The 13,076-nt window shown below is 70.3% G+C and carries 9 protein-coding genes and 3 pseudogenes; 3 read left to right on the top strand and 9 right to left on the bottom strand.

All coding sequences use genetic code 11. The features are described 5' to 3' along the window. The 5 genes and pseudogenes from BCY76_RS20125 to BCY76_RS16035 all read right to left on the bottom strand — a co-directional run. On the bottom strand, positions 1 to 351 hold a 351-nt coding region (locus tag BCY76_RS20125), incomplete at its 3' end, for a glycerate kinase (protein WP_272896869.1). Between the two features lie 13 nt (positions 352 to 364). After that, positions 365 to 778 (bottom strand): glycerate kinase, encoded by a 414-nt coding sequence (locus tag BCY76_RS20120; RefSeq protein WP_201791163.1) that lies wholly within the window; start codon positions 776 to 778, stop codon positions 365 to 367. Positions 779 to 783: 5 nt separating this feature from the next. Further along, positions 784 to 2,565: a glyoxylate carboligase gene (gcl, locus tag BCY76_RS16045; RefSeq protein WP_070158342.1), complete on the bottom strand. Its 1,782-nt coding sequence runs from the start codon at positions 2,563 to 2,565 to the stop codon at positions 784 to 786. A 155-nt stretch (positions 2,566 to 2,720) separates the two neighbouring features. Further along, a pseudogene (locus BCY76_RS16040) lies at positions 2,721 to 3,629 on the bottom strand (2-hydroxy-3-oxopropionate reductase); the annotation flags it as partial. 58 nt (positions 3,630 to 3,687) lie between these two features. Continuing rightward, positions 3,688 to 4,523, bottom strand: a pseudogene (locus tag BCY76_RS16035) (hydroxypyruvate isomerase family protein). Positions 4,524 to 4,957: 434 nt separating this feature from the next. Here BCY76_RS16035 and BCY76_RS16030 point away from each other — a divergent pair. Then, positions 4,958 to 6,649, top strand: a complete 1,692-nt coding sequence (locus tag BCY76_RS16030) for a nucleobase:cation symporter-2 family protein (protein WP_083277186.1) — start codon at positions 4,958 to 4,960, stop codon at positions 6,647 to 6,649. Positions 6,650 to 6,939: 290 nt separating this feature from the next. Here the strand turns inward: BCY76_RS16030 and BCY76_RS16025 are convergent, their stop codons facing one another. From BCY76_RS16025 to BCY76_RS16015, 3 genes are all read right to left on the bottom strand, one after another. Beyond that, complete coding sequence (locus BCY76_RS16025) at positions 6,940 to 7,761, bottom strand: bifunctional allantoicase/(S)-ureidoglycine aminohydrolase (RefSeq protein ID WP_070158348.1); 822 nt, start codon at positions 7,759 to 7,761, stop codon at positions 6,940 to 6,942. A gap of 135 nt (positions 7,762 to 7,896) precedes the next feature. Further along, positions 7,897 to 9,192 (bottom strand): DUF6986 family protein, encoded by a 1,296-nt coding sequence (locus tag BCY76_RS16020; protein ID WP_085437911.1) that lies wholly within the window; start codon positions 9,190 to 9,192, stop codon positions 7,897 to 7,899. Beyond that, on the bottom strand, positions 9,189 to 10,664 hold the full coding sequence (locus BCY76_RS16015; RefSeq protein ID WP_070158345.1) for an NAD-dependent malic enzyme: 1,476 nt from the start codon (positions 10,662 to 10,664) through the stop codon (positions 9,189 to 9,191). Before BCY76_RS16015 ends, BCY76_RS16020 begins: the two co-directional genes overlap by 4 nt. A 204-nt stretch (positions 10,665 to 10,868) precedes the next feature. On the opposite strand from BCY76_RS16015, the pseudogene BCY76_RS16010 reads away from it, so the two are divergent. Together BCY76_RS16010 and BCY76_RS16005 are read left to right on the top strand one after the other, a co-directional pair. Beyond that, positions 10,869 to 11,674 (top strand): annotated as a pseudogene (locus BCY76_RS16010) (IclR family transcriptional regulator). A gap of 277 nt (positions 11,675 to 11,951) precedes the next feature. Further along, positions 11,952 to 12,161: a hypothetical protein gene (locus BCY76_RS16005; protein WP_070158346.1), complete on the top strand. Its 210-nt coding sequence runs from the start codon at positions 11,952 to 11,954 to the stop codon at positions 12,159 to 12,161. A gap of 401 nt (positions 12,162 to 12,562) precedes the next feature. Here BCY76_RS16005 and BCY76_RS18315 read toward each other — a convergent pair. Then, positions 12,563 to 13,076 (bottom strand): transketolase-like TK C-terminal-containing protein (locus BCY76_RS18315; RefSeq protein ID WP_442935339.1); only part of this gene is annotated, 514 nt, incomplete at its 5' end.

Here is a 13,076-nt window from a genome sequence, read left to right as displayed (position 1 = left end):
CACATGATCGGACCAGGTGGGCCCGCTGCTGCGGTACGCCGCCTCGGCCAGCACCGGCACGGCCCGCTGCAGCGCGAGCGAGGCCCAGCGGACCTGCTGCTCGTCGAGGCCCTTCTGCGGGCCGAACACCTCCGCGGCCCCGTGCGGCCCCGTCAGCGGTGAATCCACATCGGCGGCGATGACGATCCGGGTCTGGGCGATCCGCGGATCCAGCTCCCGCAGGTCCGCGGAGGCCAGGCCGCTCAGCCCCGCGGCTCCCTCGGGGATGCGTCGGCCAGCCCGGTCCAGCAGTCGGACGCCCAGTGCGGAGAGCATACCGGCCCCGCCGTCGGTGCAGGCACTGCCGCCCAGCGCCAGGACGACCTCATCGGCCCCGCGGTCCAGAGCCGCGCGCAGCAGCTCCCGGTCCCCCGGCTGGTGGCCCGCATCGGGTCCGCCCCGGGCCCCATGTCATGGAGCCCGGAGGCCTCGGCGAGTTCGACGACGGCGGCGGTCGCTGCGCCGCCGTCGTCGTCCTCAGACCCAGCCGGGCCCGGGCCGGACGGCCGTCCGGCCCGGTGACCCGGTGGGCCTCGATCTCCCAGCCGGCGGCCGCCGCATCCAGGGTGCCTTCGCCGCCGTCGGCCATGGGCACCTCCACCACGCGGGCCCCCGGGGCGGACCGGCGGATGCCGGAGGCCAGCGCCTGGGCCACCTCACCGGCCCCGAGTGATCCCTTGAAGGTGTCCGGGGCGATCACCACGGTGGACGTCCGCGGCCCGGCAGCGGTGCTCGCCATGGATCTCACTCCGAGGCGGCGAGCGCCGTCAGCGCCGTGGGGGCGTCCTCCGGGCACTCGGCCAGCGGCTCGAACTCGTTGATCGCATCCAGAGCGGGACCCATGGCGATGTTCGTGACGCGTTCGAGGATGACCTCGACGACCACTGGGACACGGTGCTCCTCGGCCTGAGCGACCGCGTCCCGCAGGGCGTCGCCGATCTGCTCCGGGTCCTCCACACGGATGGCCTTGCAGCCCAGCCCCTCGGCCACCGCCACGTGGTCGACTCCGTAGCCGGCAGACTCGCCGGTGGCGTTGATGTTGTCGAAGGCCAGGGAGACCTCGTAGTCCATGTCGAAGGGTCGCTGCGACTGGCGGATCAGGCCCAGGTAGGAGTTGTTGACCACCACGTGGACGTAGGGCAGCCGGTGCTGGGCGCCGACGGCCAGCTCCTCGATCATGAACTGGAAGTCGTAGTCGCCGGAGAGCGCGACGACGGTGGTGTCCGGCAGGGCGCGGGCCACGCCGAGCGCCGCCGGGCCGGTCCACCCCAGCGGTCCGGCCTGACCGGCGTTGATCCAGGCCCGCGGGTGGTAGGCGTGCAGCATCTGCGCACCGGCGATCTGGCTCAGCCCGATCGTGGTCACATAGGTGACGTCCCGACCGAAGGCCGAGTTCATCTCCTGATAGACCCGCTGCGGCTTGATCGGCTTCTCGGTGAAGTTGGTCTTGCGGTGCAGGGTCCCCTTGCGGGCCGCACAGTCGCGGGCCCATTCGGCGAAGTCCGGCAGGGCGTCCTTCCGGGCGCGGGCCGCCTCCAGCAGGGCCTCCAGGGCTGCGCCGGCGTCGGAGACGATGCTGTAGTCCGGCGGGAACACCCGCCCGATCTGGGTGGGCTCGATGTCGATGTGCACGAAGCGCCGACCCTTGCGGTAGGTGTCCAGCGCACCGGTGTGGCGGTTCGCCCACCGGTTGCCGATGCCGATCACCAGGTCCGACTCCAGGAAGTTCGCGTTGCCGTATCGGGTGTGCGTCTGGATCCCGACCATCCCGGACATCAGCGGGTGGTCGTCCGGGATCGCGCCCCAGGCCATGAGCGTGGGCGAGACCGGGATGTCCAGCAGCTCGGCCAGCTCCACCAGCCTGTCCGCGGCGTCGGCGTTGATGACCCCGCCCCCGGCGACGATGATCGGGTGCTCCGAGGCGGCGACCATGTCCAGCACCCGGTCCGCCTGAGCCCGCGTGGCGGCCGGCTTGACCACCGGCAGCGGCTCATAGGTCTCGATGTCGAACTCGATCTCCGTCTGCTGGACGTCCAGCGGCAGGTCGATCAGCACCGGCCCGGGACGCGAGGAACGCATCAGCTGGAACGCCTTCTGGAACGTGCCGGGGACCTGGGCGGCCTCCAGCACCGTCTTGGCCATCTTGGTCAGCGGCGCGGCGATGGAGGAGATGTCCACCGCCTGGAAGTCCTCCTTGTCCAGGACCGCCACCGGCGCCTGGCCGGTGATGCACAGGATCGGCTGGGAGTCCGCCTGGGCGGCGTAGAGGCCGGTGATCATGTCCGTCCCGGCCGGGCCCGAGGTGCCCAGGCAGACGCCGATGTTGCCGGGCGCGGCACGGGTGTACCCGTCGGCCATGTGGGAGGCGCCCTCCACGTGGCGGGCCAGCGTGTGCCGGATCCCTCCGTGGGCCTTCAGGGCGGAGTAGAGCGGGTTGATCGCCGCCCCGGGCAGGCCGAAGGCCTCGGTGGCCCCCTCCTTCTCCAGGATCAGGGCGACGGCGTCGACAGCGCGCATCGTGGTCATGATGCTGCTCCTTCAAGGTCTCGTGTCTGGTGGGCGACGTTCCGCGGTGCGGTCCGCCGGTGAGGGACGGCCTGGCTCAGCTGTGCTGCTGCTCAGTCTGTGCTGCTGTCCAGGCCGTGCTGCTGCTCAGCAGGGAGGTGAGCAGCCAGCGGGAGTCAGGAGGTGGTGCCGTTGCGGCCGCCGAGGTCCTCCAGGACCGTGAACAGGCCGGAGTGGTCCAGACCGCCGTCGCCCCGCTGGACGGTGGAGGCGATCAGCTGGGCCACGGTGGAGGCCAGGGGGATGACGACGCCGGCCTCTCGGGCGGCGGAGGTGACGATCCCCATGTCTTTGTGATGCAGTTCGAGCCGGAAGCCCGGGTCGAAGGAGCGGTCCAGCATCTTCTGCCCCTTCTGGTCCAGCACCTTGGAGCCGGCCAGACCTCCGCCGAGGACCTGCAGGGCGGAGCCGGTGTCCACGCCGTAGGCCTCCAGGAAGAGGACGGCCTCGGCCAGCAGCCCGATGTTGCCGGCCACGATCAGCTGGTTGGCGGCCTTGACGGTCTGCCCGGAGCCGGCCGGCCCCACGAGCACGATCGTCTTGCCCACGCCCTCGAAGACGTCCTGGACGGCCTCGAAGTCTGTCTGCTCACCGCCGACCATGATGGACAGCGCGCCGTCGATGGCGCCCTGCTCACCACCGGAGACGGGAGCGTCCAGGGGCTTGAGCCCCGCCTCGCGGGCCTTCTGAGCGACCTGCACGGCGACGTCGGGACGGATGGTCGAGTGGTCGATCCAGGTGGCGCCGGGCTCGGCGTGGGCGAGGACTCCGTCCTCGTCGAGCATCACGGCCTCCACGTCCGGGGAGTCGGGCACCATGGTGATGATGACCTCGGCACCGCGCACGGCCTCCGCCACCGAGGACGCGGCGGCGCCTCCAGCCAGGGCGAGCTGCTCGGCCTTCTCCGGGGAGCGGTTGTAGCCCGTCACCTGGTGGCCGGCGCTGACGAGGTTCTTCGCCATGGGGAGACCCATGATCCCCAGGCCGATGAAAGCGATCTTCGTGCTCATGAGTGGTGTGTCCTTCCTGTCCGGCGGGGCTCGGCCCGGCCGTGTGGTGTGGGGTGTCTGCTGCGGGCCCGGCTCAGCGGGCGACGTCGACCGGTGCGGCGTCGAGCCAGTCGAAGGCCGTCTCGGTCTCCTGCTTGTACTCGAGGGCGATCGGGCCGGTGTAGCCGAGCTCGCGGCTGCGGTCGATCCAGGCCTCCAGCGGCAGCTCGCCCGTGCCGGGGGCGCCGCGGCCGGGGGCGTCGGCGATCTGGATGTGGCCGAAGGAGGCGGCGTGGGCCTCGATCACGGCGGCGACGTCGTCGCCGTTGACGGCCAGGTGGTAGAAGTCCGCCAGCAGCGCCACGTTGGCGGCCCCGGCGGCGTGGACCCTCTCGACGACGGCGAGCGCGTCCGCGGCAGTCTTCAGCGGGTAGCCTCGGCACCGGAGACCGGCTCGACGAGCACGATGCCGCCGATGGTCTCCACGGCCCGGGCGGCGTGGACGAGGTTCTCCACGGCCAGGGCGTCCTGCGCCTCGGCGTCCTGCCCGTCCTGCCGAAGGCCGTAGAGGGCGTTGAAGGCGCGGCAGCCGGTGCGGCGACCGATCTCCGCCGTGATCTCCACGTTGCGGCGGAATTCGTCCTGCCGGCCGATGACGGAGACCATGCCACGGTCGCCGCCCGCCATGTTCCCCGCCCAGAAGTTCAGCCCGGTCAGGGACACGCCGGCCTCATCCAGGGAGGCGACGAAGCCGTCGACCTCCTCGGGGCTCGGCGCGGGCTGTCCGTCGAAGGGCCACCAGAACTCAACGTCGGCGAAACCGTGGGCGGCCGCAGCGGCGGCGCGCTCGAGGACGGGCAGCTCGGAGAGCAGGGTGGAACAGTTCAGCACGTAGGACGTCGGCGTGCGGTGGGCGAATGCGCTGGTCATGGGGTCCTCCTCGATATGGACGGCTCGGTGTGGACGGCTCGGTCCGGATCGCCTCCCGCTCGAACCCGTCAACTTTCGGATTGCGGAAGATTGAATCCATCTTGTGGAAACAGACTAGGGCGACCGAGGCCCCCGCGTCAACGAGAGAATCGCCGACGATGCGAATCGACGCCTGGCCTGGCGAGACGATGGTCTACCAAATGGACATCGCGACTGATCCGCTTCACACTCTTGACGGAGGGCCTGTGAGCGGCGTTACACTCGTTCACGATGCGGAAGCTACCTACCGCATACCGAAATCCGTTGTATACCCAAAGCCGCACTGGGCACGGGCCGCACGGGGAGGGCCAGTCTTCTCCCCGCACCCCGACCTCGCACTCTCCCGCCCCTGGGTGCGCAGGCCCCGCCCGCGGCAGAATGAGGTGACCTCGACCATGTCGAAGACGACTGGTGCCGGCTCGCAGAAGCGCCGCACCCTCCCTGCCGGATCTGACCGGCCCGAGGACGAATGGCTGCCCGTCGGCAAGCTGATGACCTTCGGCCTGCAGCACGTGCTGACCATGTACGGCGGAATCATCGCCGTCCCGCTCATCATCGGAAGCGCCGCAGGCCTACCCGGGGAGCAGACCGCCCTGCTGGTCACGGCCAGCCTCTTCATCGGCGGCCTGGCCACGATCCTGCAGTCCGTGGGCCTCCCCTTCCTGGGATCCAAGCTGCCGATCGTGCAGGGCGTGTCCTTCGCCGCCGTCGCCACCATGCTGGCGATCCTCACCGGACCCGGCGGCGACCTCAACACGGTCTTCGGCGCCATCATCGGCGCCAGCATCATCGGCTTCATCCTGGCGCCGTTCTTCGCGCGGATCATCCGCTTCTTCCCTCCAGTGGTCACCGGCACGGTGATCACCGCCATCGGGCTGACCCTCATCCCGGTGGCCGCCAACTGGGCGATGGGCGGTGACTCGAGCACCGACGACTACGGCTCACTGGCCAACATCGGCCTGGCCTTCCTGACCCTGGCGATCATCCTGCTGTTCTCCAAGGTCGGCTCCGCCACCCTGTCCCGGCTGTCCATCCTGTTGGGCCTGATCGCAGGCACCGCCGCGGCCGCAGGCCTGGGCATGACCGACTTCTCGGACGTCGGCAGCGGCTCCTGGGTCGCCCTGCCCTCCTTCATGGGCTTCGGCGTGCCGACCTTCGACGTCGCCGCGATCATCTCCATGACCATCGTGATCCTGGTGATCAAGACCGAGACCGCGGCCGACATCATCGCCATCGGCGAGATCATCGACACTCCGGTGGACCGCCGCCGCATCGCGGACGGGCTGCGCGCCGACATGCTGTCCTCCGCCGTGGCGCCGCTCTTCGGCTCCTTCACCCAGTCGGCCTTCGCGCAGAACGTGGGCCTGGTGGCTCTGACCGGCGTGCGCAGCCGCTACGTGGTCGCCGGCGGCGGCGCCATCATGATCGCCCTGGGCGCCCTGCCGATCCTGGGCCAGGTCATCGCGGCCATCCCGATGCCGGTCCTCGGCGGTGCGGGCATCGTGCTCTTCGGCACCGTGGCCGGCTCGGGCATCCGCAACCTGAAGGGCGTGTCCTACGAGGGCAACATGAACCTGATCATCGTCTCCGCCTCCCTGGGCTTCGCGATGATCCCGGTGGTGCGCGAGGACTTCTACCACTCGTTCCCGGCCTGGTTCCAGACCATCTTCCACTCCGGCATCTCCTCGGCCGCCATCATGGCCGTGCTGCTGAACATCCTGTTCAACGAGCTCAAGGCCGGGAACTCGGAGAACCCCTCGGTGTTCGCCGCCAAGCCGGTGCGCATCCTCTCCCCCTCGGACCTGCGGGACCTCCGCGACGGTGACGTGTTCATCGACGGGAAGTTCGTCGACTGCGACGGCGAGGAGATCCCTCTGGTGCCGGACGAGAGGGTCGAGGAGGTCCGGGAGGCGATCGATCGGGGCGAGGTCACCGACACCAGCCAGGTGCAGATGATCATCAACGGCCGGGATCCCCGGGAGGCGACGCCGAAGGGCTCCTCAGAGACCGGCGACGACGATGCGGAGCCTGAGAGAGTGGCCGAACCTGACCAGGTGCCCGCTGACAACGGGCCGGCCGGGCGATGAGCCGCCCGTGAATCCCGCAGCGGACAGCCGGTGACGGCCCACCCGCGAACATCTGCCGGAGGCCCCCTCGAGCTCCCCACGGAGCTCGAGGGGGCCTCCTGTGTGCCGCCCAACCACCGAGTGCCCACAGATGCCGGCATCTCCCTCGGGACACGCCGCTGAGCACGCCGAGGTCCCGTCATCCGTGGCCACTCGTTCAATGTGAAGCACAGAAGAGGGCCGCCGCGGTCTGCGACCACGGCGGCCCTCTTCTGCTCGGCGCTCGGCGCGCTGACCTCAGTGCCCGACGCTCAGAGCTCCACCTGCCGGTTGACGTCCTTGTAGAGCAGGTAGCGGAACGGGCCGGGCCCGCCCGCGTAGCAGGCCTGGGGGCAGAAGGCACGCAGAGACATGTAGTCGCCTTCCTGCACCTCCACCCAGTCGGCGTTGAGCCGGTAGACGGCCTTGCCCTCGAGCACATAGAGCCCATGCTCCATCTCGTGGGTCTCAGCGAAGGGGATGGAGGCGCCGGGCTCGAAGGTCACAATGTTGACGTGCATGTCAAAGGCGAGGTCCTGCGGGTCGAGCATCCGTGTGGTCCGCCAGCGGCCCTCGGTGCCCGGCATGGGGCTGGGCTCGATGTCCTGCTCCTGTCCCACCACAGACTTCGGGCGGTGGCCCTCCAGCGGCTGGTGCCGCTTGCGGATCCAGTGCAGGCGGGCGGCATCGTCGCCCACGGAGCGCAGGGACCACTGCTCGCCTGCCGGGACGAAGGCGAATCCGCCCGGGGTGAGGCGGTGGGCCTCGCCAGCGATGACCACCTCGACCTCGCCCTCCATGAGGAACAGGAAGCCCTCCACCTCGGACTGCGGCTCCGGAGCCTCCGAGCCGCCGCCCGGGGCCACCTCGAGGATGGTCTGGGAGAAGGTCACCGCGCCGCCGGCCACCGGGCGGTTCAATACCCAGGATCGGGTGTCCCGCCACTCGGGGAGCACGGTGGTGACGATGTCACGCAGGACTCCGCGGGGGATGACCGTGTAGGCCTCGGTGACCACCGCCCGGTCGGTGAGCAGGTCGGTCTGCGGAGGGTGACCGCCGTGGGGCGCGTAGTACGGTGTCCTGCTGGTCGTCATCGGTGAGCTCCTCATCGTCTCGAAGGTGTGCATGGTCTCGAAGGTGTGCATGTCCATCGTGGCCCGCGATCGGGCCTCACGCACCCGTCCCTCGGCCGGACTCTTCCGGCCGAGGGACGGGTGCGCGGTCAGCCCTCAGGCTGGTCGTCCGGTACGGGCGAGATGCCGCAGGCCGGCGGCGTCGAGTCCGGTGGCGGCCACGACGTCGTCCTCGGTGACCGCGCCGCAGGTCAGCCCGCGCTGCAGGTAGCCTGCGAGCGCCTTGGCGGTGGCCGGCTCGTCCAGCACGGCACCGGACTCTCCGCCCACGTAGCGGCGCACCCGGCTCGCCGCATCGGCGAACCCCTCCCGGTAGAACAGAAAGGTCGCCAGGAAGCGGGTCGGCAGCTGGTGGGGGTGGAGGTCCCAACCCTGATAGATGCCGCGCTGCAGGTGGCGGCGCACGAGTCGGGCGTGCAGGTCCCAGGCGGCGACCACGCTGTCCGGGTCTCCCAGGGGGAGGATGTTGGTGGATCCGTCGGAGACGTGGACCCCGGTCTCGGCGGCGGCCAGCAGCATCTGCTGCTTGGCGAAGTCCGCGGCCGGGTGGTCCATGGACTGGTGCGCCGCGGCGATCCCCAGGGAGGCCGAGTAGTCGTAGGTCCCGTAGTGCAGGGACGTGACCCGCCGTCGCCCTGCGTGGACGGCGCCGGCCAGCGGAACGGTGCCGTCGGGGCCGAGGATCAGCTGCGGGGTCTCCACCTGGATCTCGAAGCCGATCCGGCCGGCGTCGATCCCGAGCTGCCTCTCCAGCTCCTCGACGGCGAGCACCATGGCACGCACCTGGTCGGCGGTGGTCACCTTGGGCAGGGTCAGCACGAGTCCCTCCGGCAGCCCGCCGACGGCGTCGTGGAGCTCTGTGAGGAACAGGTCCAGGGTCCGCAGGCCGCGGCGACGGGTCGCCGCCTCCAGGCAGCGGAAGCGGATGCCGATCCAACCGGGCGTGACGTTCTCGTCCAGCCCTCGGGCCACACGCCGGGCGGCCTCCTGGGCCCAGTGGTCCTCCTCGGCGTCGTCGCGGAGGCCGAAGCCGTCTTCGAAGTCCAGGCGGAGGTCCTCGATGGGGTCCTGGCGCAGCTTCTCCGTGACGGCCCGGGCCAGGCCGGCGACGTCGCCGGCAAGGCCGTCCCCGGGTTCGGCGCCGGAGAGCCGGATGACCCGTTCGGCGAGCTGCTCCATGCCGCCGTGCGCCTCGACCGCGGCCAACGCCTTCGCTCCCCAGTCCGCGAGCAGCCCGGGAGCCCAGGTGTCGGCGGGGATGTAGACGGTGTGCACGGGCTGCCGCCGGCCCCGGTCACCGGGGTACAGGTTCTCGAGCATCTGATCGGTGTCGGCCAGGAGCGCGTCGACGCGGCCGAGCAGCTCCTCGCCGAGCACGGGGCCGCGACTCATCGTGCGGCCTCCGCGGAGGTCGGAGCGGCTGTGCGGCCGTTGCGCCGGGCGGCGTCGTCCGTGTCGGCAGACCCTTCGGCGCTTCCGGCCTCCTGCCGGGCGACGCCGGCGACGGCCTCGGCGACGTTGGTCGCCACCCGCGGGTCGAAGACGGAGGGGATGATGTGCCCGGCGTTGAGCTCGTCATCGGCGATGGTCTCCGCAATGGCCTCGGCGGCCACGCGCAGCATCTCGTCGGTGATGTCGTGGCAGTGCGCGTCGAGCAGGCCGCGGAAGAATCCCGGGAAGGCGAGCACGTTGTTGATCTGGTTCGGATAGTCACTGCGACCGGTGGCGATGACGGCCGCATGGCGACTCGCGGCGGCCGGGTCCACCTCCGGGTCCGGGTTGGACATGGCGAAGACGATCGACCCCTCGGCCATGGCCGCGATGTCGGCCTCATCCAGAAGATCGGGGGCGGAGACGCCAATGAACACATCCGCACCCACCACAGCCTCCTTGAGGCTCCCTGTGACGCCGCGCGGGTTGGTGTGCTGGGCCAGCCAGGCGCGGTGCGGGTCGGCATGCTCCTGGGTCGAGGTCAGCGCCCCGCTGCGGCCGCAGACGACGACGTCATGGGCTCCGGCGGCCAGCAGGAGCTTCACGATGGCGTGTCCGGCCGCCCCGGCTCCGGAGACCACGATGCGCACGTCGCTCAGCTGCTTCTCCACGACCTTCAGGGCGTTGGTCAGTGCCGCCAGGGTGACGATGGCGGTGCCGTGCTGGTCGTCGTGGAAGACCGGGATGTCCAGCTCGTCCCGCAGCCGGGCCTCGATCTCGAAGCAGCGGGGGGCGGAGATGTCCTCCAGGTTGATGCCTCCGTAGGCCGGGGCGATCGCCTTGCATACGGCGATGATCTCCTCGGTGTCCTGAGTGTCCAGGGCCACCGGCCAGGCGTCGACGTCGGCGAACTGCTTGAACAGCACGGCCTTGCCCTCCATGACGGGCATGGAGGCTTCGGGGCCGATGTTGCCCAGTCCGAGCACGGCGGACCCGTCGGTGACGACGGCGACCGTGTTGCGCTTGATGGTCAGTCGCCGCGCGTCCTCGGGGTTCTCGGCGATCGCCTGACAGACGCGCGCCACCCCGGGGGTGTACGCGCGCGAGAGGTCGTCGCGATTCTTCAGGGTCACCGTGGGGGTCGACTCGAGCTTGCCGCCGAGGTGCAGCAGGAAGGTGCGGTCGGAGCTCTTCCGGACGTCCACGCCGTCGAGCGCAGCCAGGGCCTGCTCGATCTCCTGGGCGTGGTCAGGGCCGCGAGTGTCGCAGGAGACGTCCACCACGAGCTCGGAGCGGGTGGACTCGATGACGTCGAGCGCCGTCAGGGCCGCGCCGTGGTCGGCGATGACCGCGGCGAGATCGGTGGATGCGGAGAAGCTGGCGGGCGCCGCCACACGGTAGGTGATGGAATGCCCGGGACTGGGTGTCGCCATGATCCTGCCTTTCGATAGGTATTCCGCGATACGGACTTGATTATCTACTATACGGAACTTGAGGCAGTGCGTCGACCGCCCCGGCCACCACAGCCCACCTCGCCCCTGATCAGCCCCACATCCGACTACACTCGTGGGAGCGAGACCCTCAGGACGCCGTTGCGAGGCAGCTGGACTGCCCCCGAGATGGAAGGCCCGCACGCCATGAGCACTGACCCCACGGACACGCAGGACGCCGTCGACCAGGACCGGAGCGCGCGTCGCCCTGCCCGCGGAGGCGTCCAGTCCGTGGAGCGGACCTTCGACCTCCTGTCCTTCATCGCCTCCTCGGGAGCCAGACCACGCTGAGCGAGCTGGCCGCCGCAGTGAACCTGCCCATGCCCACGATCCATCGCCTCCTGAAGACGCTGCTCGGCCTCGGCATCGTCCGGCAGCTCCCTGATCGAGGCTACGCCCTCGGCCCCGGACTGATCCGCCTGGGCGACCTCGCCAGCCGTCAGCTGGGCGCCGTCGCCCGTCCGCATCTGCGCACCCTGGTGGAGGAGCTGGGCGAGAGTGCGAATGTGGCCACCCTCGACGGCGACATGGTGGTCTACGTGGACCAGGTCCCCTCGCCGCACCAGATGCGCATGTTCACCGAGGTCGGCCGCCGCGCCCACACCCACGACACCGGCGTGGGCAAGGCCATCCTCGCGACCCTCGACCCCGAGCAGGCGCGGCGCATCGTGACCACCGCCGGCATGCCCGGCCACACCGAGCACAGCATCACCACGCTGGAGGATCTCGAGCGCGAGCTGGATGCCATCCGCCGCCAGGGCTACTCCGTGGACGAGCAGGAGCAGGAGCTGGGCGTGCGCTGCTTCGCCGTGGCCGTCCCGGAGGCCCCCACTCCCCTGGCGATCTCCGTCTCCGGCCCCACCAGTCGCGTGGACAAGGCCTTCGCCGACCGCGCCGTGCCGCTGCTGCGCCGCGTGGCCCAGGAGATCTCCGAGGAGCTGCGGATCTCCTGATCCCGGCAGCCGGCCCCGGCCCCGGCCCCGGCTCGATCGAACAACGCGCCCCCCGCACTCCGCGACGCCGCTCATCCCCCTCCCGGCATGCCCCTCAGGCACGCCCCCCAGGCGCGCCTCTCTTCAGCGCCCCGGCCGGCTGCCACATCCCCTGCTTCGCCCGACCTGATCCGCCGGCACCCCTTGACTCTCCTGGACGTGGCACCGATACTGATGTCATAAAGCGGAATTCTTGTTCCATATCCTGGAATCTCGGAGCCTTGAAGAGGAGCTCACGATGAGTGCTCGCCCAGCTAAGGACGCCCCCTCGGGCGCCACGATGCCCCCGAACGACGGCGTTGCGGCCTCCGCGGTCCCGCCTGCGGCCCCCGCGTTCGACGGCGGCGGCGACGACCCGGACTTCTTCATCCCCGCCCGCGCGGCCCAGGCCCTGCCGCTGATCTGCAGGATTCCCGGGGTGGGCCCTCGACTGCCGCAGTGTCGCTGAGAACGCCTCGACGGCCGGCCATCACCGCCCGTCAGCCCGGGCTTCAGGCTCGGCGAGGGGCGGGTCGGAGCAGTGTCCTCCGACCCGCTGCTCCCCGTCCCTGACCGCCAGACCAGGGGCGGGCAGCAGGGGACTGCACGTCCCGTGATGATCTGCTCCCCAGGACTCGGACCGCGTGACCTCCCTGCGAGACCTCGCTGATACGTCCCGCCGCGTCCTGGGGAGCAGAGCCCCGCACCGCAGCATGTCTCCGCAGCACGTCTCGGCGGTGCTCAGCGAGCACCTGCCGGGCCCATGAGTGAGGGCCGCCGCCCCAGCCGGGACGGCGGCCCTCACTCATGCCTGACGAGCGCCTCACGCAGTGTCGGCGGCCCGCCTCGGGAATGCCCTCGATCCTGGGCTCAGGCATCGCCTCCTGTGGACCCCGAGGTCCCAGCATTGGGATCAGAGAGCTGGTACTTCTCGATCGCTTCCTCCGCCAGGCCTGGGTCCAGGGTGTTCTCTTCGGCCAGCATCTGCAGAGCACGGATGACCATGGAATGAGCATCAATACGGAAATGCCGACGCGCGGCAGCCCGGGTATCCGAGAACCCGAAATCATCTGCCCCTAGAGTCGCGAACCTGTTCGGGATGAACTGCCGGATCTGGTCCGGGACCTGTGTGGAGTAATCCGTGGTCGCGATCACTGGACCCGAAGCCCCGGCCAGCTGTTCAGTGATGAACGGGGTCTGCGGCTCTCGAGATGGATCCAGCATGGCAGAAGCCTGTACCGCCAGTGCTTCACGACGCAGCTCGTTCCACGAGGTCACTGACCAGACATCAGCAGCCACCCCCCAATCAGCGGCCAGCAGCCGCTGGGCCTCCAACGCCCAGGGCACCGCGACCCCAGAAGCCATCAGCTGCACCACCGGAGCA

It is taken from the genome of Nesterenkonia sp. PF2B19 (genome assembly GCF_001758425.2).
GTDB classification, from domain to species: domain Bacteria; phylum Actinomycetota; class Actinomycetes; order Actinomycetales; family Micrococcaceae; genus Nesterenkonia; species Nesterenkonia aethiopica.
This window is presented reverse-complemented; position numbering and strand designations above follow the sequence as displayed.